Annotated in this window: 24 protein-coding genes; 7 read left to right on the forward strand and 17 right to left on the reverse strand. The window is 59.1% G+C overall.

The window, feature by feature from the left end:
- On the reverse strand, positions 1–1,064 hold a 1,064-nt coding region (locus VNS12_RS10445), incomplete at its 3' end, for an AMP-binding protein (RefSeq protein WP_325487774.1).
- Between the two features lie 282 nt (positions 1,065–1,346).
- Between VNS12_RS10445 and VNS12_RS10450 the strand changes: the two genes are divergently transcribed.
- The gene (locus VNS12_RS10450) at positions 1,347–1,919 is read left to right on the forward strand and encodes a GNAT family N-acetyltransferase (RefSeq protein WP_325487775.1); all 573 of its coding nucleotides are present in this window, start codon (positions 1,347–1,349) and stop codon (positions 1,917–1,919) included.
- A 33-nt stretch (positions 1,920–1,952) separates the two neighbouring features.
- On the opposite strand, the gene VNS12_RS10455 is transcribed toward VNS12_RS10450, so the two are convergent.
- Both VNS12_RS10455 and VNS12_RS10460 read right to left on the reverse strand, forming a co-directional pair.
- On the reverse strand, positions 1,953–3,260 hold the full coding sequence (locus VNS12_RS10455) for a lipopolysaccharide biosynthesis protein (RefSeq protein WP_325487776.1): 1,308 nt from the start codon (positions 3,258–3,260) through the stop codon (positions 1,953–1,955).
- A 3-nt stretch (positions 3,261–3,263) separates the two neighbouring features.
- Complete coding sequence (locus tag VNS12_RS10460; RefSeq protein ID WP_325487777.1) at positions 3,264–4,424, reverse strand: lipid II:glycine glycyltransferase FemX; 1,161 nt, start codon at positions 4,422–4,424, stop codon at positions 3,264–3,266.
- Positions 4,425–4,740: 316 nt separating this feature from the next.
- Here VNS12_RS10460 and VNS12_RS10465 point away from each other — a divergent pair, with 316 nt between their 5' ends.
- The gene (locus VNS12_RS10465; RefSeq protein WP_325487778.1) at positions 4,741–5,499 is read left to right on the forward strand and encodes a class I SAM-dependent methyltransferase; all 759 of its coding nucleotides are present in this window, start codon (positions 4,741–4,743) and stop codon (positions 5,497–5,499) included.
- A gap of 12 nt (positions 5,500–5,511) precedes the next feature.
- Here the strand turns inward: VNS12_RS10465 and VNS12_RS10470 are convergent, their stop codons facing one another.
- From VNS12_RS10470 to VNS12_RS10485, 4 genes are all read right to left on the reverse strand, one after another.
- On the reverse strand, positions 5,512–5,799 hold the full coding sequence (locus VNS12_RS10470; RefSeq protein ID WP_325487779.1) for a hypothetical protein: 288 nt from the start codon (positions 5,797–5,799) through the stop codon (positions 5,512–5,514).
- Between the two features lie 120 nt (positions 5,800–5,919).
- A complete protein-coding gene (locus VNS12_RS10475) occupies positions 5,920–6,450 on the reverse strand; it encodes a cytochrome P460 family protein (protein WP_325487780.1) in 531 nt (176 codons plus the stop codon).
- 182 nt (positions 6,451–6,632) lie between these two features.
- Complete coding sequence (locus tag VNS12_RS10480) at positions 6,633–7,079, reverse strand: YtoQ family protein (protein ID WP_414693105.1); 447 nt, start codon at positions 7,077–7,079, stop codon at positions 6,633–6,635.
- Between the two features lie 24 nt (positions 7,080–7,103).
- Positions 7,104–7,340: an NUDIX hydrolase gene (locus VNS12_RS10485; RefSeq protein ID WP_325487781.1), complete on the reverse strand. Its 237-nt coding sequence runs from the start codon at positions 7,338–7,340 to the stop codon at positions 7,104–7,106.
- Positions 7,341–8,111: 771 nt separating this feature from the next.
- Here VNS12_RS10485 and VNS12_RS10490 point away from each other — a divergent pair.
- Together VNS12_RS10490 and VNS12_RS10495 are read left to right on the forward strand one after the other, a co-directional pair.
- Entirely contained in the window at positions 8,112–9,497 is a 1,386-nt protein-coding gene (locus tag VNS12_RS10490) for a hypothetical protein (RefSeq protein WP_325487782.1), read from the forward strand.
- Positions 9,498–9,683: 186 nt separating this feature from the next.
- Positions 9,684–11,069 carry a hypothetical protein gene (locus VNS12_RS10495; RefSeq protein ID WP_325487783.1) on the forward strand — a complete coding sequence of 462 codons (1,386 nt, stop codon included), beginning with the start codon at positions 9,684–9,686 and terminating at the stop codon, positions 11,067–11,069.
- 144 nt (positions 11,070–11,213) lie between these two features.
- On the opposite strand, the gene VNS12_RS10500 is transcribed toward VNS12_RS10495, so the two are convergent.
- From VNS12_RS10500 to VNS12_RS10515, 4 genes are read right to left on the reverse strand one after another with little or no spacing between them, the layout of a single operon-like run.
- A complete protein-coding gene (locus tag VNS12_RS10500; protein WP_325487784.1) occupies positions 11,214–11,432 on the reverse strand; it encodes a hypothetical protein in 219 nt (72 codons plus the stop codon).
- Positions 11,432–11,620 (reverse strand): hypothetical protein, encoded by a 189-nt coding sequence (locus VNS12_RS10505; RefSeq protein WP_325487785.1) that lies wholly within the window; start codon positions 11,618–11,620, stop codon positions 11,432–11,434. The genes VNS12_RS10500 and VNS12_RS10505 overlap by 1 nt, the downstream gene beginning before the upstream one ends.
- Positions 11,605–11,886 carry a hypothetical protein gene (locus VNS12_RS10510; protein ID WP_325487786.1) on the reverse strand — a complete coding sequence of 94 codons (282 nt, stop codon included), beginning with the start codon at positions 11,884–11,886 and terminating at the stop codon, positions 11,605–11,607. The genes VNS12_RS10505 and VNS12_RS10510 overlap by 16 nt, the downstream gene beginning before the upstream one ends.
- The gene (locus tag VNS12_RS10515; protein WP_325487787.1) at positions 11,879–12,520 is read right to left on the reverse strand and encodes a YcbK family protein; all 642 of its coding nucleotides are present in this window, start codon (positions 12,518–12,520) and stop codon (positions 11,879–11,881) included. The genes VNS12_RS10510 and VNS12_RS10515 overlap by 8 nt, the downstream gene beginning before the upstream one ends.
- Before the next feature lie 248 nt (positions 12,521–12,768).
- Here VNS12_RS10515 and VNS12_RS10520 point away from each other — a divergent pair, with 248 nt between their 5' ends.
- From VNS12_RS10520 to VNS12_RS10530, 3 genes are all read left to right on the forward strand, one after another.
- A complete protein-coding gene (locus VNS12_RS10520; protein ID WP_325487788.1) occupies positions 12,769–13,437 on the forward strand; it encodes a response regulator transcription factor in 669 nt (222 codons plus the stop codon).
- A 62-nt stretch (positions 13,438–13,499) separates the two neighbouring features.
- The gene (locus VNS12_RS10525) at positions 13,500–13,727 is read left to right on the forward strand and encodes a hypothetical protein (protein ID WP_325487789.1); all 228 of its coding nucleotides are present in this window, start codon (positions 13,500–13,502) and stop codon (positions 13,725–13,727) included.
- Positions 13,728–14,027: 300 nt separating this feature from the next.
- Positions 14,028–14,678: an outer membrane protein gene (locus VNS12_RS10530; protein WP_325487790.1), complete on the forward strand. Its 651-nt coding sequence runs from the start codon at positions 14,028–14,030 to the stop codon at positions 14,676–14,678.
- A 431-nt stretch (positions 14,679–15,109) separates the two neighbouring features.
- On the opposite strand, the gene VNS12_RS10535 is transcribed toward VNS12_RS10530, so the two are convergent.
- The 6 genes from VNS12_RS10535 to VNS12_RS10560 are packed head-to-tail and all read right to left on the reverse strand — an operon-like array spanning position 15,110 to position 18,772.
- Positions 15,110–15,394: a phage tail assembly chaperone gene (locus tag VNS12_RS10535; RefSeq protein ID WP_325487791.1), complete on the reverse strand. Its 285-nt coding sequence runs from the start codon at positions 15,392–15,394 to the stop codon at positions 15,110–15,112.
- Complete coding sequence (locus VNS12_RS10540) at positions 15,378–15,701, reverse strand: hypothetical protein (protein WP_325487792.1); 324 nt, start codon at positions 15,699–15,701, stop codon at positions 15,378–15,380. Before VNS12_RS10540 ends, VNS12_RS10535 begins: the two co-directional genes overlap by 17 nt.
- On the reverse strand, positions 15,701–16,876 hold the full coding sequence (locus VNS12_RS10545) for a pyocin knob domain-containing protein (RefSeq protein WP_325487793.1): 1,176 nt from the start codon (positions 16,874–16,876) through the stop codon (positions 15,701–15,703). Before VNS12_RS10545 ends, VNS12_RS10540 begins: the two co-directional genes overlap by 1 nt.
- Positions 16,877–16,903: 27 nt before the next feature.
- Positions 16,904–17,104 carry a hypothetical protein gene (locus tag VNS12_RS10550; RefSeq protein WP_325487794.1) on the reverse strand — a complete coding sequence of 67 codons (201 nt, stop codon included), beginning with the start codon at positions 17,102–17,104 and terminating at the stop codon, positions 16,904–16,906.
- A 1-nt stretch (position 17,105) separates the two neighbouring features.
- Positions 17,106–17,975 carry a hypothetical protein gene (locus VNS12_RS10555; RefSeq protein ID WP_325487795.1) on the reverse strand — a complete coding sequence of 290 codons (870 nt, stop codon included), beginning with the start codon at positions 17,973–17,975 and terminating at the stop codon, positions 17,106–17,108.
- Positions 17,975–18,772, reverse strand: a complete 798-nt coding sequence (locus tag VNS12_RS10560) for a hypothetical protein (protein WP_325487796.1) — start codon at positions 18,770–18,772, stop codon at positions 17,975–17,977. The genes VNS12_RS10555 and VNS12_RS10560 overlap by 1 nt, the downstream gene beginning before the upstream one ends.
- Position 18,773 lies beyond the last annotated feature (1 nt).

Here is an 18,773-nt window from a genome sequence, read left to right on the forward strand (position 1 = left end):
GTGTAGAAGATGTTGACCTTGTGCTTGTCGACCACATCCCAGAACCGCCCCGCATCAGGATAGCTGGGCACCCCCTCGAACATCAGCGTGATCGCCCCATTGGCCAACGGGCCATAGAGAATGTAGCTGTGCCCGGTCACCCAGCCCACATCTGCCGTGCACCAATAGACCTCGCCGTCACGATAATCGAAGGCGAGTTCATGGGTCAGCGCCACAAAGACCAGATAGCCGCCGGTCGTATGCACGACACCCTTCGGCTTGCCCGTCGATCCGGAGGTGTACAGAATAAATAGCGGGTCTTCCGCATTCATCGGCTCTGGCGCGCACACCGGCTCGACCTTGGCCGCCGCTTCGTGCAGCCACACATCGCGGCCGTCCTGCATGGCGATATCCGATCCGGTGTTGCGGACAACCAGCACATTGCGCACGCCCGGGGCATGCTCGATAGCCTTGTCCACGTTGGCCTTGAGCGGCACCTGCCGGCCCCCGCGGCGGCCCTCATCGGCGGTGATCACCACCGCGCTGTCGCAGTCATTGATGCGTCCGGCCAGCGCCTCGGGCGAAAACCCGCCAAACACCACCGAATGCACCGCGCCGATCCGCGTACAAGCCAGCATGGCATAGGCGGTTTCCGGGATCATCGGCATGTAGATGGTGACGCGATCACCCTTCTTGACGCCCAGCCCCTTGAGCACATTGGCGAAACGGCACACCTCGTCATGCAATTGCTGATAGGTGATGTGGCGGTCTTGATCCTCTGGATTGTCAGGCTCGAAGATGATTGCCGTCTGGTCGCCGCGCGTGGCCAGATGCCGGTCGATACAGTTGGCCGAAACGTTGAGCTCCCCGTCCTCGAACCATTTGACCGAGACGTCGGGCCATTCAAAGCTGGTGTTCTTGACCTTGGTGAATGGCTTGATCCAGTCGATCCGCTGCGCCTGCTCCCGCCAGAACCCGTCCGGGTCGGCGATCGAGCGCGCATACATCTGTTCATACTGCGCGGCGGTCACCCGTGTGTGGGCAACAACGTCTTCCGACGGAGCAAATACTATCTCCGAACTCATGTTTTCCTCCAATTCCTGTGCGCCTCCACGAAAGTGGTTCCTTCTTGCGGACGGGAAGACGCAAAGACAGTAAAGTCCGGTGTCTCCGCTTTGATTCCGCCAGAACCGGGAGTCCAGACCGTTCCACCTGTCTTACCCTGTCGATTCAGCGCCGCGCAAGCATTCGCAGGTCCCTGATCAAAGGAACGTGCGAAAGCAGCGGAATTTCCCTCCGCTGTCCTCACCTTTTCTTAGCTTGCGGGTGCTTACAGTGCTGTCGATCGCAGCAATGGGGGACTGGCCATGAGCGAGCCGGTGATGACGTCGCGGGCAGCCAGCGCTGCCGATATCTCAGCCGTCCATCGCGAATTGATGGACCTGATCGATTCGATGCCGTTCTACGGCGATCGGTTCAAGGCGTTCGAGAAGGCCCGCCTCGACAAGACCTTTCTGCGCACGCTCCTGGCGCTCGATCCCTGGCATGTCATGTTGCTGGAGGTGGATGGAACCACCGGCGGCTTTCTCATTTCCGGCCCGGCCAACGGTACGATCTTCCAGTACTGGTCTTGCGTCTATCCAGCCTTCCGCAAGACTCCGCTTGGCCGCTTCGGCATGCAAGCCTTCATCTCCCATTGGGACAATTCACGCTTCCACAAGGCGTCCACCTATACGCGCCCGGACAACCGCCCGGCCCTCGCCCTTCTCAAGCGCTATGGCTATACCGAGGTCGCCCACCTCCAGGATCACATCTTCGGCGAGGATTACCTCGTTATGGAGCGCCCGTTCACGAAAGCGGTCGAAGGCTATGATGACGGCATCACCCTGCCGTTCCAGAAGCGCCTCGCCCTGCGCGCCCGCGCCCTGTTCGATCGCTGATTTCCAATCGGGTCTCCCGGCGCAACACGTGCGTTAAGCCGTTGCTGGCTTGCGCAACCCGCCAAAGATCGACACATCGATCCCCGCCCGCCACAGCGCCGTCGCCCACAGCGATACCGACCACAGCGAAATGGCCAGAAACGCCGAAAGCGCTGCCCCCATCAGCCCATGCGCGGGCACCAGCGTTGCGTTGCCGATCACCAGCGCCGCAAGGCCCAGCCCCACCGCTGGCAGGCTGGCCCAGGGGCGATCGTGCATCGAGAGCACCAGCGAGGCAGGGCCGAACGCTGCCCGCACCACCAACCCCAGGCACAGGATCGCCACTGGCATTGCGCCATCGGCGAACTCTTCGCCAAACAGCATCAGCGCATAGCGCCCGAACACCAGCACCCCGAAAAACAGCACCAGCGACAGCCCTGTAGCCACCATATTGGCCTCCCCGACCCGCTTGCCGAACGCCGCCTTGTCCGTATCGCGCTCCGCGTCGAACATATTGGGCAGCGTCAGTCCATAGACGGCGACGACACCGAAGGACGCCAGTGCAAAGATTCGGGTGCTGACCCCAAAGATCGCCAGATCGGTACGATCGAGCAGTCCGGCCAGCATCAGCAGGTTGATATCGAAGAAATAGTCCGCTGCCAGCGTGATCAACACCCATGGTGCCGCAAACCGCCACCACCGCTTTGGCTCGCGCTCCCGTAAGACGTCCCGTTGCGGCACCGTCGCGATGGCCTGGCGCACCCACAGGCACTGGGCAACAAACAGCACCAGCAGCGCGAGCGAGAGACTCCACACCATGCCGGCAATATTCTCCGCCGGGCTCAGCCACGCTACGACGATGAACACCGCAAGCGTCAGCCCCGGTCGAAACATCATGTCCGGCAGATATCCGGTCAGGGGCCGCTTGAGGCCCACCAGCACCGTGCCGTTGATGGTCGCCAGCGCCGTAGCGATAGCGATCAGCGCGGTGGGCCCCCACAGGCGCTGCAAATGCTCCCCCGCCTCCCCCATCACCAGCGTGATCGGCCAGCCGAACGCAAGGATCGCCAGCCCCACCAACACCATCTGCCCATAGGCCCGCCCCACGAACCGGCGCAGATGATTGCCCTCGCCGCGCGAGCCATATTCGGCGGAAAAATAGGTCGCCACCGTCTGGAACCCCAACGGCATCATGACCGCCAGCAGATTGGCCGCCGCCGTCACCAGCAGGAAATCCGCCAGCGCTCCGGCGCCCCAGACGCGCGAAATGGCCGCCTGAACCACAAACACAAAGCCCGCGCCAAAAATGCGCAGGCCAAAGATCAGCATCGATTTGGAAGCAAGACGGGTGGCGACTGACATCGATCAGCCCTTGGCCTTCTGCCGTCGCCGCAGCATCGCCAGTCGCGCCCCCAGCATCTTGTCCCGCGTCCGGTTCACAAGTTCCCGCGCCCGATATGCGCTTGTCCCCAGCGCATAGGGCAACCAATGGCTCGCGTAATTCATGGCTGGCGGCAGCGGCGTAATCTGGCCGCCTTCCCCCACCATCCCGCTCTTGAACTGGTGCAACCCGGCAAATCCATCCGTGCCCCCAAGGTCGTAATATCGCGCAGCACTGTTGTCGCGAAGCCAGCCGATGATATGCCAGTGCAGGAAATACCCGGCCCGCAATCCAAGGGCTGCATCATCGGTCGCCCCATAAAGGTAACAAGCCGTATCGCCCGAAGCGAAGATGACCGCCCCGGCCACCGTCCGCTCGCCATGATTGACAAAGAACAGGCCTGGGCGTCCCCCATCCTCCGGCAGCGCCATCATGCTTTCAAGCGTGTCGATGCCGGAAAAGTCGGGAAACTGCTTACGCTCGCTCATGGCCTGATAGAGATCCATGAACCTTGGCAAATCCTCTGCCGAGCCGATTTCGAAGTCGAGCCCGGCACGCAATGATTTTCTGAGATTGTACCGCCATTTCTGTCCGAATGCCGTCAACCTTTGAGCATCTTCCATGCCAACTTTGACGTAAAATCGGTCCGGATAGCGTACACCCACCCCCGGTTTGAACCCGCGCCGGACAAGGATATCTTCCAGCCGATTGGTCTCTCCGACCTCTGCGCGGGGCATGATCGACACCATCATCTTGCGCCCAATCGCATAGGTTTTCACCAGCGTTTCGACCATCCGTTCAACCAGATCGCCAGCATTTTCCGCCCCGCTATCGGCGAGGATCGGCCCCCATTTCACCAGCGCGATCGAGCTAACCCCAAGTGGCAATTGCTGAATCATCACCAGCGCCCCGCCAACGGTTTTGGCGTCTTGCGCAAACAACACCGGTTCGAGCTGCACCCCGGGCCACCGCAAACCGGCATAGGCCGCCAGCTGTTCCTGGCACACCCCGTCAAACCCCGCGACCGCGCCATCCCACTCCGACACCGCCACCACACGGCTTTCCAGCACAGGCAGCACCGCCCGCGTACGCGCCATGCCCCCCATCGGGCCTTCTGCCACCACCGACGAATTGCTCAAGCTCATTGCACTCCCCGCCACGCCACAGGGACGGTTTTGCTGGCAGCCTACCCGGCAACATTTTCAGAAATGCTTTCCAGCCCAAACGGATCGAAAGGAAACTGCCTGTTTGGTGAATCAGAGCTTAGGAAAGGCCCGGAATCCGGCAGGTCTTGCCGCCCCCTGGCACCATTCTGCCACGGTCCCCGGTTAAGGTTCTGCCTCAAGATCGAGGGCTATCGGCCTGATGGAACGCATTGCCGCCATTGCTTTTCGCGAGTCATCGTGCTCCATCGTGGGGACCGAGCCAAATGCGACTATGCGATTTTGAGGACGTCACCCCGTGGACCGCGACCTGGATTTTTACGACTTCATCAACAACTATTCTGAGGACCCGGACCTCTATCTCGACGTGCCGTTCGTCCCCACCGATGACGAAGTCGTTCAGGCCATGCTCGATCTCGGCAATGTCGGGCCCAAGGATGTCCTCTACGATCTGGGCTCGGGCGATGGCCGCATTCTGGTCTCCGCGGCCAGGGACCGCAACACGCGCGGCATTGGCGTCGATATCGATCCCACGCGCATTGCCGAAGCCATGGAATATGCTGGCTTTTCCGGCGTCGAATATCTGGTGGATTTTCTTGAAGAAGACCTGTTCGACGTTGACGTCAGCAATGCGACGGTGGTGACGCTCTATCTGCTGCAATCGATCAATGTGCAATTGCGCCCGCGCCTGCTCAGTCAGCTCCGCCCCGGCTCGCGGGTCATATCGCACGCCTTTGACATGGGCGATTGGCGCCCCGACGAATGGCTCAAGCTCAGCGGCACCAATCTCTTCAAATGGATCGTCCCGGCCCAGATCGCCGGAACCTGGGAGTGGCAGGACACTTCAGGTAAATCTTACCGCATCGAATTGCAGCAGAAATATCAACAGATTACCGGCAACGCCTGGCGCGACGGCAAGCCCATGACATGGGAAAACGCCGGGCTGCGCGGCGACACGCTCACTCTAACTTTGCGCGAAAAGCCAGAGGCCGACGACATGGAGTTCACGCTGATCTTCCGTGACAAGAAGCTGCATTCAGCCGAGCAACGCACATAGGGACGCAAGCCTTTATTGCGGCGCAGGATTCGCTCTTGCAGGAGAATCCGGGGCTGCCTGATTGGGCGCGTTGGTCATCTCACCCCCATCGGGCACCCCAACACCCTCAGACGGGCTTTGGTGGTCGAAGATGTCCGCCGGATTGGCTATCCGCTCTGGCGCAATCGCCGTATAGACGAGTGAAAACAGGATATAAGCAACCAGTAACCCTCCGGCAATCGACGCGACAGCCAGCAGAAATTTGGTCGGGCGGGCAAGCGTGGTCTGCCGCTTCAGCGGCATGTGGGAGTGGTCGGTCATTGCGCGCTACTCCTTGGTTCTATAGCGCAAACGAATCCGACGTCCGCTCGGTTCCGTGAATGGCCCGAACTGGCAAACCGTTAGAGCACCTGATCTGATCCAATCAGATCAGCAATAGCCCTAGCCTCCGAGATGCTCGACCGAGAAGACAAAGTCGATATCGGTCAAGGGCGCGTGACACGCGCGGCAGCCGTTGAGATCGCGATCCAGCCGCTCCCCGTCCGGGCTGAATATCGCGAAATCCCAATCATCGTTTCGGAGCCCTTCTGGAAATATATCCCCCCACCCTTCCCGTTTTTCCATTACGGCGACGGCAGCAAAATTTCCAGCGATACGGTGCCCCAGGGAGCTTTCCATGATGTTGCCAGCGTCATCTTTGAGGGCCGCGTATATTTCCCCTACGAGGATGGAGCCGTTGGCGAATTTCCCATCCTCTCCTCTGCCCTCCAATGCAATATCATTGGCAAACAGCCTGATGATCTGATCCGGATTTTGTACGCGATCGAGGCTCAGGTAGTTCTTAAACTCGGATTCGTACCCTTCAGGAAAATCGATCCGGGGCGCCTCTGCCTGCGCAAAAACAATTCCCGCCGACAGCGCCACGGCGCAAGCACCCACAAAGCAGGTTCCAATAAATTTTAACACGGTCATCTCAGCCTCCCCGGACGTGTTGCCAAAACAAGTCGCATTTCGAGAAATACAAAAGATAATACCATGCAGAAAAAGCAAACCCAAGATAACTACACTTGAATTTATTTCATGTATGTTCCCATTTTAATTGATGGATGAAATTCTTGATTCCGTCCGGACGCAGCCGCACTATCCCGCTACACTCAAGGCAAAGCACCGCTCAGCACGTATCGCAAGATTTGCACCACCTGCTCGGGGCGTTCCGCAACGGCCAGGGCTGCGGCATCCACTTCCTTGAGCGCATGTTGGTGTTCGGGGCCATGCAGGATGATCAAGGACTTGCCCAGCGCCGACGCCACGCCCGCATCAAACGCCGCATTCCACTGGCGATATTGGTCGCCAAACCGCACGACCACGATATCGGCCTGCCTTATGCCCCGCTGGGTGCGAATGGCGTTGATCTTCGCGCCCTTGTGATCGTGCCAGAACTTGTCGTCCTCGCGCCCTAGGATCGCAACGCCGCAATCGTCGCTGGCGTCGTGATCGGTCACCGGGCCGCTGAACTCGATATCCAGGTCCCCCGCACCCGCGATAATCCGGTCACGCCAGTCCGTATGAATTTCGCCGGACAGATACACTTTCAAAGTCAATATGCTCTCCTCTTGTCTCGCCGATCACGTATTCTGCTGTCCGATGACCTTGGGTAGCGTTGCACGGATCAACCGGAACGTTTCATGAAAAATCGGGTGCCAATCTTCGTCAAGATCGACGTTGAGCGGGTGCCAGAAAAACGAAAACAAGTGCCCGCCCCCATCTTCCGTCCAATGGTCCCAAATATCTGGCAAACTTTTCGTTTCCCAGGCATGGATGATCCAGCGCAGCGACGGAACACCAATCAGCGCTTCCGCCAATAGGACTGGTTCCGTCTCAAGCCAAACGCCGCTCTCCTCAAAGAGCTCCCGTCGCGCACCCTCACACGACCGCTCCCCGGCCTCGCGCGTCCCCTTGACGAACTGCCTGCCCGCCAGCGGATGCCGGAACGCCAACACCTCGGCCCCGGCCCTACCCAACCGGTACGGAACAGCACAAACTTTCTCCATAGCCGCCCCCTATTCTGCCGCCCAACCTCACCGAAGCGATAATCATAGCGGATGAAAGCCGCCGTGAGAGAGTAACGTGGCAACTTGTGCTGAAAAGTCTGCAAACCAACGACAAACCGAAGCAAACCCTTCCGGTTTGCTCATCAGCCTGAAGTGGCTAAGCCACTAATGTACTTTGGAAATTTTGGTGGGTGTACAAGGGATCGAACCTTGGACCCGCTGATTAAGAGGCTACGGGTCGAAACCGGAGAAGCCCGGATTTGCTGGGGTTTCCGAAGGTGCGTTTTACAATAGGGTGTCTGGATGGCCCTTGAAGCGCCTCAAGAATATCGCTCTACTGTAAAATGGATTTAGGGCGCGGCACCTCCTCTGCCCCAGCATTCGTGGGCCATTTCGAACCGCGCCTCGATCTGAAACGCCATCTCGCAAGCGTCACACCGAAAGCAGATGAACAGCCTTTGCTGCAATAGAGCGGCACCAAGAGGTACATCTGCATGATCGCATGCATTATCAGCCGCGATCATGCAGGACCGCCCCACCCCGTGGGGTAGCCTAGGTCTTCTTGAAGTTTGGGAGGACTGAATGAGATTGCCAACGTTAACAATGGTCTTTGCGTCAGGGTTATTGCTGTCGCCGGGCGTTTGGGCACAGAGTGAACAAGAGAGCGTCGGCCGTGGCTGGCCCGTATCATCAAGTGATTTTTCCTACGTCAGTGGTGGAGCTGAAGGCGCAGGCGAACAGGCCATCTACGGCGGGGCTGCCCCCGAGGGAATTGAACCGCTTGAGGTCGACCTGTTCACGACCACCGATTTCTACCAAGACGCAGACCTTTGGAGCGACCCTCGTTATTTCCGGTGCAATAGCCCTTCCACCCTACAGGCCATGTGGGGTGGCGGGAGCTCAGGTGATAGCCTTTCAACGCTTATAGGTGACAATCCGCCCGCTAGCGCATCGTGGGGGCATTGCGATATCGATTACCCCCGAGAGTCCATAGTCAGCCCCTACCCATTTGGGACTGCCCAAGAGCATTATGAAGCTCTACTGGCGGAGACAACGAACAAAGGTGGACCAACTGTTTACAGTCGCGACAATCCTCCCCCCGATTGGAACGGGCGTTACAGCCGACCCATAGCGCTAGAGTTTATGGCAGCCCGCAACGGCGAAATATATGAACCCGCCGCGCATCTTTCCGAGCCGCCGCAATGGTTCTTCACCTCGATCAACCAGACGTCGACCATCTTGTCGCTCTTAACTCCTGAGTATCAGCAACGTGCGGCTCAGATGCACTATCACCAATCCGTGACGAATGCGCCGCTTTGGCCGGCGCAGTTTTGCTGGCCAGATGGCTTCATGCGCCTGTTCTCCCGCCAAGCTCACCTTTCCATGGATTTCATGGTCATCCCTGAGCGGGTTCAAATGATGGCTAGCAGCGCTGAAAACTTCATCCGGCACCTCAATGTTGGCCGAACGTTTAAGGAGGATGGAGCAGTGCCCCGGCTTGGTCAGGATGTGCCACGCTGGTTCGGAGAGAGCGTCGCTTTCTGGGATGACGACGTGCTCGTTAGCTGGACATCAAATATCATGCCGTGGACTACGCATGGGGTGTTTGAACATTCGGGGCAGATGCAGACGGTAGAGATCCTATCCCCTCGCTATTCCCCTGAGGGAGAACTAGCCGGCCTCGAACATGAGATCATCTTTTATGATGCGGAAGCATTGGCAGAGCCTTTGAGGCTTGTTCAATTGCATGTCAAAACCGCTGCCCTCGATGAGGTCGATCCTTTCGTTTATTCGCGCTGCATCCAAACCATTTTCCCGGTCGACGGGCGCGCCCAGCCGGTCGCCCCTGGTACGGTTATCGACTACAGCGTACCAGACATGTACGCGCGGCCTTGGGCCCAAATCTGGGAGCGACATTTCGAAGACGGGATGGAGCGCCCAGAAACGGAAGCATTGTTCGGTTTTTAACGACGTATTTTGGCGGCGAGATGCAAGTTTTGCCGCCAATTCTAGATGCTGACGTTGCGGACCTACTTTCCGTCACCTGTCATTGCTGAGCCCCTTAGCTGCGAAAGCGGGCCGCGCAACGCCCAATCCTGACATCCAGGCGTTAAATGTCGGCATCTACTACTTTGGAAATGATGGGAGATATTTATGAAGGCATCCATAGTTGCAGCACTTCTGCTGTCGACGACGTTGGCCTCGTTTAATTCGTTTGCTCAAACGGTGGAACATGACAGCGCCGGTCGTGGCTGGCCGCTACCGGAGGTCGAGGCCCAACGTGTAGGAGCGACCCTGCCGTTTTACATGGAAGAGATAGCCACCGCACGAGACGGCAACTCGCCTAAAGATGTCGAACCGCTAGAACGCGACCTCTTCACATCGGACGATTTTTACCTCGACACCGAACTTTGGAGCGATCCACGATATTTTCGGTGCAACAGCCCAATGGCTCTTGATGCGCAATGGGGCGACTATTCCAGTGGCCCCCGGATGATCGAGGACGACTCCGCTCAAGGAGCGTGGGGACATTGCGATCGGGATTATCCGAGGGCGGTAATTGTTTCGCCGTACCCGTTCCGAACCGCTCAGGAGCACTACGAGGCTTTACTCTCAGAGGCCGCGTCAGACGGCGGCCCCACGGCTCATACCTACGAGACGGTTCCTCAGTGGAACGGACGCTATACCCGCAACCTCGATATCCACTATTCCGCACTGCGAGGGCGAGGCTCCACGACGCTGGCTCCCGGTGATTATAGCGAGCCGCCGCAGTGGATCATCGGCGACTACAATCAGACATCCACGATTTTGTCTCTTTTGACGCCCGAATACCAAACCCGTTTCGTTCAACAGCTCTATCACCAAGTGCAGAGCCATGCTGCGCAATGGTCAGCGATGTACTGTAGGCCTGAAGGCTATATGCGTTGGTGGTCAGGTCCAGGAGGCCCAGGACAACTGGAAATCAACGTAGTTCCTGAACGGGTCCAATTCCTTGGGGGAAGCGGCAATTCCATCCGCAACAGCTACATCGACCGCGAATTCAACATGTCTGGCGCAGTGCCGCGTCTTGGCGCCGATGTTCGGACTTGGTTTGGCGAGTCCATCGGATTCTGGGACAACGACGTACTCATTACTTGGACTTCGAACATTCAGGGCTGGTTCACTCACGCCAGTTGGGAGCACAGTGATAATCTCCAGACTATCGAAATTTGGAAGGCTCGCCTTAACGAGGAGGAGGAGCTACTAGGGCTGGAACACGAAGCTGTGTTCTATGACCCTGACGCGCTCGTTGAGCCAATCCGCGTAATCCGTTTTCTCCCTCGTGTGGGCGACTACAACGATGTTGCTCCCATCAATTACAATCACTGCAACCAGACGATCTTTCCGATCGATGGACGCGGCACACCCGTTGCGCCGGGCAGCGTGATTGAAAATTTTGTGGTACCCGATCTTTACGGTCGTCCGTGGGCCCAGGTCTGGGAAACCTATTTTGAGGACGGCATGCAACGTCCTGAAGAGGAAGCATTATTCGGCTTCTAGGCCATACGCGGCGGGGCCTGTCCCCGCCGCCAACTGCCCATTGCCGTCACATTTCACTTCTTCCCCACGTCGCTCCAGGCTCGTAGCGGATCCTTGCTGATCAGCAGCAGCCACACGATCAGATTGCGCCCCGAGGTCCACAGATCACCCACGCCACGGCCACCACTGCGCCGCCGACACCGCAAGTCCTGAGAGCGTCGCCGCCAGCCCGGCCACGCCCAGCAGCAGTCGCCAACTCCCCTTGGTGCTGACCAATACGTCGCGCATTTCGCGGATCATCTCGCCCTGCTCCTGAACCTGCCTTTGGAGCGCGGCCACTTCCGCCGAAAGCCGACCAATCTCCCGTTCCGTACTGGTCGTCATCAGGGCCTCCATCCGCAGGTGGTCGCGCCGAACTGGTTGTGCACGAGGATTTGCCGCGCCGTCCCCTCGGTCAGCTGATCGGCAGCTGAGGGCCGGATCGGGGCCGACACCTCGCAGAAGCTGCCCGCCGTGGTGCAGGCCGCCAGTAGCAGCATGGCCAGTGCGGCCAGCATCAATCTCGGTTCCATTGGCCCAGCTCCCGCTCCACGTCCTCGATGCCCATTGCGCCGACGCTCTGCTCAACGCGCTCCCGGTCCTGTCGCGCGCGTTCGGCCCGCTGGCGCTGCCGGGCCCGCTCCGCCGCCTGCCCCTTGCGATACAGCCCCGCCCCTGCCCCCAGCGTGGCGACGGCCAGCGCCAGGCGCCAGCCGCCAATGATGTACGCCCCCAGCACCGCGCCAAGGGCGAGCACCAGCCACCAGTGCTGGATCATCCAGCCCAGAACGCTAAGCATTCTCCCCTCCCCGCTTGCGGCGGATGAACCAGACAATGGCCGCCAGGAATCCAATGACCGCAATCAGCCCGATCGCCCATTGCACCGGGCCATCGCCCTGGGCCACGGCGCTGCCGCCGACCACCACCGGGGTCACCACCGGCCCCAGCTCCTTGACCGTCTCCACAAGGCTGTCGGGGCGAGCGGGCGAGGTGAAGCCGGGCGTGGCCGGCTGTGCCGCAAACCAGGCATTATTACGCCCGGTGCCCTTCCAGCGGGCCGGGGCGGCGCGGGTATCGATGTGCATGAAGTTCGACGCCGGATAGTGGCCAAACCCGGTGAACCCGACCGCCCTTGCCGCGGCTTCAAACGCCACCGGGTCATGGTTGGCCATCACCACGTCGAACGCCTTGCCATAAAGATGCTGGCTAGCCTTGGCCCCGCCCACGGCGGCATTGTGCTGGGGCGAGCGATAGGCGCTGGTGATGATCAGCGGCTTGCCCAGCCGTGTACGCAGCGCCTGCAGCTTGTCGAGGCTTGCCGCATCGATCTTCACCCGTCCGGTGCCCTTGCAGGCGATTTCCTGGGCGCTGAAATTGGGCCAGCGCCAAACGCTGGCAGGAACGTCCTGCCAGTGGGCATAGTCGAGTGCCATAGAGGCCTCCTGTTGATGTTGGAAAAGAAAAAAGCCGTCTGCAGGCGGCTTAGATTGTGAGACGTACTGTAGAGCGATTACCGCATCAGCCGTTCAGCCAGTCGTCAGCAAAACGAAAAAGCAAAGCCGCGCGTTACAGTATAAATCGATCTAACTGGAGTAGGTATTTACCCCATCGCGGAAGCTACCAAAGTAATTTAGGCTAAAAAGAAAAAATATGGATTGATTCGAGAAAATGGGGGTTCAAAATGCTAACCATGCTCACTCCGAATTCGGTGCTCATTTCCGACGATGCAACGCTGATCTATAAGCCCGCGTATAATCGCGACAGACACGTTGTCATTGCCTCCGATCAAGATGACACCGTTTCCTCCCTGGACACGCTTTTTCGGCTTGAGGGGTTCAAAGTCTTTACGTGTAACAGCGCAGAGGCCGTCGAGGCAGCGCTTGATCAGACACAGGTGAGCATCCTTGTGGTGCACTTCGATGCCGCGACGTCTCTGTCTGTGCTCGCGATGACCCGGGCCCACCAGATGGGGGTGGGTGTGTTTGTCATCTTTTCCGAGCACGACATTGACAACACCGTCACCGCCATGCGTGCGGGAGCCTTCGATGTCCTAAAAACACCCTTTGATCCCGAAAGGCTGGTTAACGGCGTTCGTGACCTCATGCGCAGCAACACGCTTGTCCTCCCCCCCGTGCACGGTCATCGCCAGGTTGTTATACGGGGCTTTTCCCAACTCACCCCGCGAGAGCGACAAGTCCTGCAATTGACCGTAAACGGCAAATCTAACCGTGAGTCTGCCCTTGAGTTGGGCATTTCTGCCAGAACGGTTGAGGTTCACAGAGCACGCTTGATGATGAAAATCGGAGCAAAAAACACTGCGGATTTGATCCGCATAGCTCTGACTTCATAATTGTCTTTGACAGTTTGCTTGCGCGCCCATAGTACACTCCACGCAAGTGCTTGGGGGAAATTATGGGGCGCGCAGTAATTTTGAATTTCATTGATAATCTTGATGAAATAGACAAGAAATCACGGGTCAGACAATTATCTGATGCCGAACTGGAGAAAGCCCGCGAGCACCTGGCGTCTCCAATCTTCACCGACAGCAACGAGTGGCTGCTGCTGGTCGAGGCCGAAAGTGAACGGCGCAAGGAGACAGGCAGTGCGAAAGCAACACCGAAGCCCGACAGCGCCCCGTAAGACCGCTCGCCCATTTGCCCCACTGCTGGCGAGCGGCCTGAAGGCTGGACAACGTCCACTCATGTAAACTCGATCATCGCAGGATGGTTGCAGATGAGCGGCGCGCGCAGGGTGGCGGAAGTCGAAGGTTTAGCGGCGAAAATCGCGTAATTCCAAACCTTAAAGACGACTTACGCCGTAGCCTATAGAAGTGTCATTTGCGCAACAACGTTTACTTAAACAACAATTGTTCAGCCCCGCACTTTGACTCCTTGTCAAAAAAGAGGCAAAAATGTGCAACAATTAACTGGAGCACATCTGATGAAAAAGCTACTTGCTGTATCCGCTATTGCAATGATGGTCGCGTCGGCCCCCGCCTTCGCAGCTGATCCGATTAGACCTGCACCTGTGACGCCGATTGTTCCGGTTGTTGATTCATCTTCAATATGGGACGGTTTTTATGCCGGCGCCAACGTCGGCTATGGCTGGGGGAACGCAGATCTCGATGGCGTAGCTTGGCCTGAGGATATCAATGGTTGGCTGGGCGGGGTTCAGCTCGGATATAACATCGCTCTCGATGGACTTGTCGTCGGTATCGAAGGTGATTACCAGTTTTCCGACGTCAAGTGGCACGACACGATCCAGGGCGTAGATGCTGAACTTGGCATCAATCATTTCGGAACCATCCGTGCCCGCCTTGGCGCTGACTTGGGAACCATCATGCCCTATCTGACTGCCGGCGTGGCATTTGGCGATCTGGGCGGGAAGCTATCTGCTGGTGGCACGACCCTTAGCTCCAGCGAGTATGCTTGGGGTTGGACGGCTGGTGGCGGCGTCGAGGCGATGGTGATGGATAACTTGTCACTGAAGGGCGAGTATCTCTACGCCTCGTTCCGAAACGTCGACATTGACGGTGTTGACGTGGACGCAGATGCACACATCGCCCGTATCGGTGTGAACTTCCACTTCTAAGTTTCGACCAATAACCTCTTGCACGGGGGAATTGGGAGGAAGGGGGAGCCCGGCGAAAGCTGGGCTCCTTTCGTTCGAGACGCCTGCTGGTGGTTGTATATTTCGCCGATCCCGTCCAACATGATTCCGCTGCGCATATCCGATCGATGCTCCGCGCAGCAGGCGCCGTTCCGGGGTGGACCTCCAACTCGGGGCGGCGCTCTTTTGTGAAAAAGCCCAGCACAACGGCGAGGCAAGTTTTCCGGGATTGTGAATCAAGGCGAGGCTCGAGCCGTCCAGGAAGTCAGCCCAAGCCTCTACAGCGTTAGGCGCGCTGCCCCACAACTATGGAGAGATTCACAACAAACGCAATCCAGCGCAACTGATCGTGGCCGTGCCCCTATCCTCCCAGCCACCAGCCTCGGTCCCGCAGCCAGTGAGGGCGGCCAAGGTTATACCTCTGGCTTCTCCGGCCACACCACCTCCGCCGCATCAATCGTATTCTCCGGCAGGTCACGCAGGTCCTGCCGGTAGGCTAGCAGATCGGCGTACTCAGATGCTGAAAGCGTTGTGGCGCGGCCCAAAAGCAGCTCTTCGGTGTGCCGCTCGACCAGCCAGCGGGTTTCCTCGAACAGGCGGTCGCGCTCTGCCCGCAGCGTGGCCCAGGCATGCTCTTGTTGCGCTCCAGCTTTCTGCTCGGCTGTGATAATGATCGAAGGATCAGGCGTCCAGGTCATCTTCGACCTCCTTGGGATCATGGGGCAGATCAAGCGGGCCGTCGTCGGGATCGACCAACGGCTCGGGGAATGCGACGACCGCGCTTGGGCCCGGTCCATGGGGCAGCAGCAAGGTCAGATGCAGCTTGCCGTTGATGTGTTCGATCGGGCCTGTGATCCACGGGCTGGGACTGTTCTCAGCTGCAATGGTTGCGCCTTCGGGTAGTGCGGAAAAGTCGAAGACATCGCCATTAATGGTGAGAATGCCGCCTTGGCGAGATACTGAGAGGGCGTCGTCGCGGCGTTGAGGTGAGAACGAGATGTACATTAGAACCACCTCCCAGAGGCTTCATAGTTCTGCATCGTAACGCCTGTGTTACTCCTGATGAAATTTACGGTAACAGAAGTGGTCGTCGCCTGACTATTCAGGGCTGCGGGACGAACTACTGCTATCGAATTAGACACTGTCGACACCACAACCGTAGGGGGCGAGAAGAATTCTACTGGGAATGTTGCTGTTGCGGTAGATACTTCGTTAGCTACAGGTGTGATACTGACTGTACCTTGGCAAATCTGGGTTCCATCTGCAAATCTTGTATATTTCCCATTCGCATTTTCGCCGCTCTCAATTACCGCGCCAGTTGGAATTCCTCCCGACTGCGAGACCGTCCCTACTAAATTTTGACTGTGGTAGACTATTTTCCAATCTTGCCAGACTCCCGAGACGTCCCGGTGTCGGAAAGCCATACCTCCCGCTGCGGTCGTTCTGCGCACTGCAATCTGGGCTCTTGCGCCCAATCCCGCTAAATCATCTGCTATGTTGAACACGAACCATTCGCCAACCCCAAGCGGACGGTTTTCCGCCACCCCTCCAGCGGTCACGTAGAACCCGCTTTCAGAAAGGTCATTCAAATCGTCTGACGACGTTTCTAGTCTGGGCGATGATGCGCGAAGCCGTTCCGGTAGCGCCCCGTCAGGCAATTCTCCGGTCTCGGCAAACAGCGCCCGCGCCCAAGCCGGGAAGTCCGCCAGCTCAGCGCCGCTAGCGCCCGACAAATACGGCAGCTTGTCGGCCCCTCCAGGCAGCCCAAACAGCGCCCGCGCCCACGCCGGGAAGTCTGCCAGCGCCATTGAATGGCTGCTGTCGAAATACGCCAGCTTATTGGGCGCTCCCAGAAGCGCGGCCAGCAGCGGCAGGTTGCCCTCGCTGACATCCGAAATCAGCTCCTCGATCGCCCGGCGATACCCTACGTCCCGTGGGGTGCATTGGATTTCATAGGACGCTGCAGTCTGCGCTGATCCCGGCCATGGATGGGCCAAGGTCAGGCTGGTGTTGCTGTTGACCGCCAGGATGCGGATCGGCAGACCGCGATGGGTCCCGAACAGGTCGCCGGTTCGGGCCGCTCCAGCCCAAGCGGTGCCCTGCCCTGTTACGACGGTCCCGTTAGCGGCCACCGTGGCCGTGCCCGTGCTGTAGTGGCTGATGGTGATGTCTGGTGCCATGATATCTCCGGATATGAAAAAGCCGCCTCAGAGGGCGGCGGGGTCAGTCTCGGCTTGGTCGGGCGCTTCGGGCGGCTCATGTGCCGCCAACTGCTCTCGTAAGCGGGTGATTTCTGCGTCCTGGGCGTCGACCAGCGCCTGCAGGGTCTTGGCGCGGTTCTCCCAGAACTGGGCCGAGGTGGAATAATGGATGGCTGCCGACAGCGGCGGGATCGATTGGGGTTGCATGTCAGGCCCTCAAATAGCCGGGCCGGATGACGATCTGGCCGGTGTAGGTGGAAGAAAAGTCGTGGGCGCTGTTGTTGATCGAGCAGGCGTTGAAGCGGCGCGGGTGCTTGCCGCCATATTGCGGCGTGTCCCCGCCCAGCCCGCCATTGGCACTGGGCGGCTTGTGCTGGATCAGTGCGGCTGGGTGCCCCTTGCGGTAGGTGCCGGCAAAGTTGTTGCCCGAGATCCAACCCCAGCCCTGATAGCTGCTCTGTCCCCAAGGGTCGCTGCCGGCGCCGGACCGCGGAAGCCAGCCATTGCGCTGTGGCGGGGTCCCGGTTGTCGGCTCGGGCCCCGGATCGATCACTGACTGCCGTCGGATTAGCTGCACTTCATTTCCCGTCAGAACGATATCGAAGGACCGCCGCCAGATCTCGGTGGCCTCAACGAGGCACGAGCCGCCCGGCAGGCTCACCCACTCGTTGGGGATCAGCGGCGGCACGCCCTGGTCGCGGAAGTTGTACGGCGCCTTGGTTCGGTTCAGCCGCACTCGCACGTCGATGTAATTGGCACCCGCCGGGATGGTGCCGATAGTGGTCGGCCCCAGCACCCGGTTTTCGGGCTCTATCATGGTCAGTGAGACGCAGGTGTCCTGCGACGTGCTCGGCCGCCACGGCCCTGTGCCCGGCCAGGAGGGCGGATTGAACCACCGGTTATGGCTGTAATTGACGAACTTGGAAAAATCCGGGAACGCCACGCTGAGGCTGGTGTCGACCCAATCGGCCTCCGGTAGCAAATTGACCGGCGGAAACTCGGACGACCAGCGTGTTTCCCCGCCAGAGCCTTCCACAAAGATGTGCCCCGTAGCGGGGTTGTTATACACCTTGCCCATTACACCCCCACCTGCACAAAGGGTGGCGCGCTGTGCGAACCACCATAGCCCGCCTCTGTTGTGACAACTCCGCCGGTGGCGATCCGCGCCCGGCCATTGTTGAGATCCACAGTGCGCCCCTGATCCATGCTGAAGGGGCTCGCCCCGGCACCGACCTTACGGGCATAGGCGCGGCCGGTTCGGACCTTGCCTCGCCCGAGGATCACCTCACTGCCGGTGCGGCCAAACAGCGGCAGCGCCACATTCTCAGCAGGCACCCGAAACACCATCACCTGATAGGTCCGGCTGACCGCCCCAAGCCCGGATGACGAGGAGTTGTAGACCTCGCGCAGCCCCACACCGCTTGCGGTGATGAACGGCGAAACAAACCGGCTGCGGCCCTCGCTGGCCGTCTGCACGGCCACGCCCGGCATGAGCATGCGACCGCCATAGGCGACGAATGCCAGCGGCACATAGCCCAACCCATGATTGACCAAAGTATGCGAGGCCGTCGCCACCTGTCCGGGAACGAGATAGCCTATCGTCGAGACCGGGTTGTTGCCGTCATAAACGAGGTTGTAGCCCCAATATATCGAGCGTCCCGCCAATGCTGGATGCTCCACCGTCACCGTCTGGATCGGCATCGCCAGTTCGTACTGGAAGAACTCCGAATGCCAGTAAACGCGAGACAGGTGGGCACCGGGGTTCTTGGCCGGCGCGTTGCGGGGCGCATTGATATTCTCAATGTCCCCGCCGCCCGGGGCCTCATCGAAACATGCAACGATGCCTTCGGAAGGAAATCCGCGAAGAATTGCCATG

Source organism: Pelagibacterium sp., assembly GCF_035555455.1.
Classification (GTDB): Bacteria; Pseudomonadota; Alphaproteobacteria; order Rhizobiales; family Devosiaceae; genus Pelagibacterium.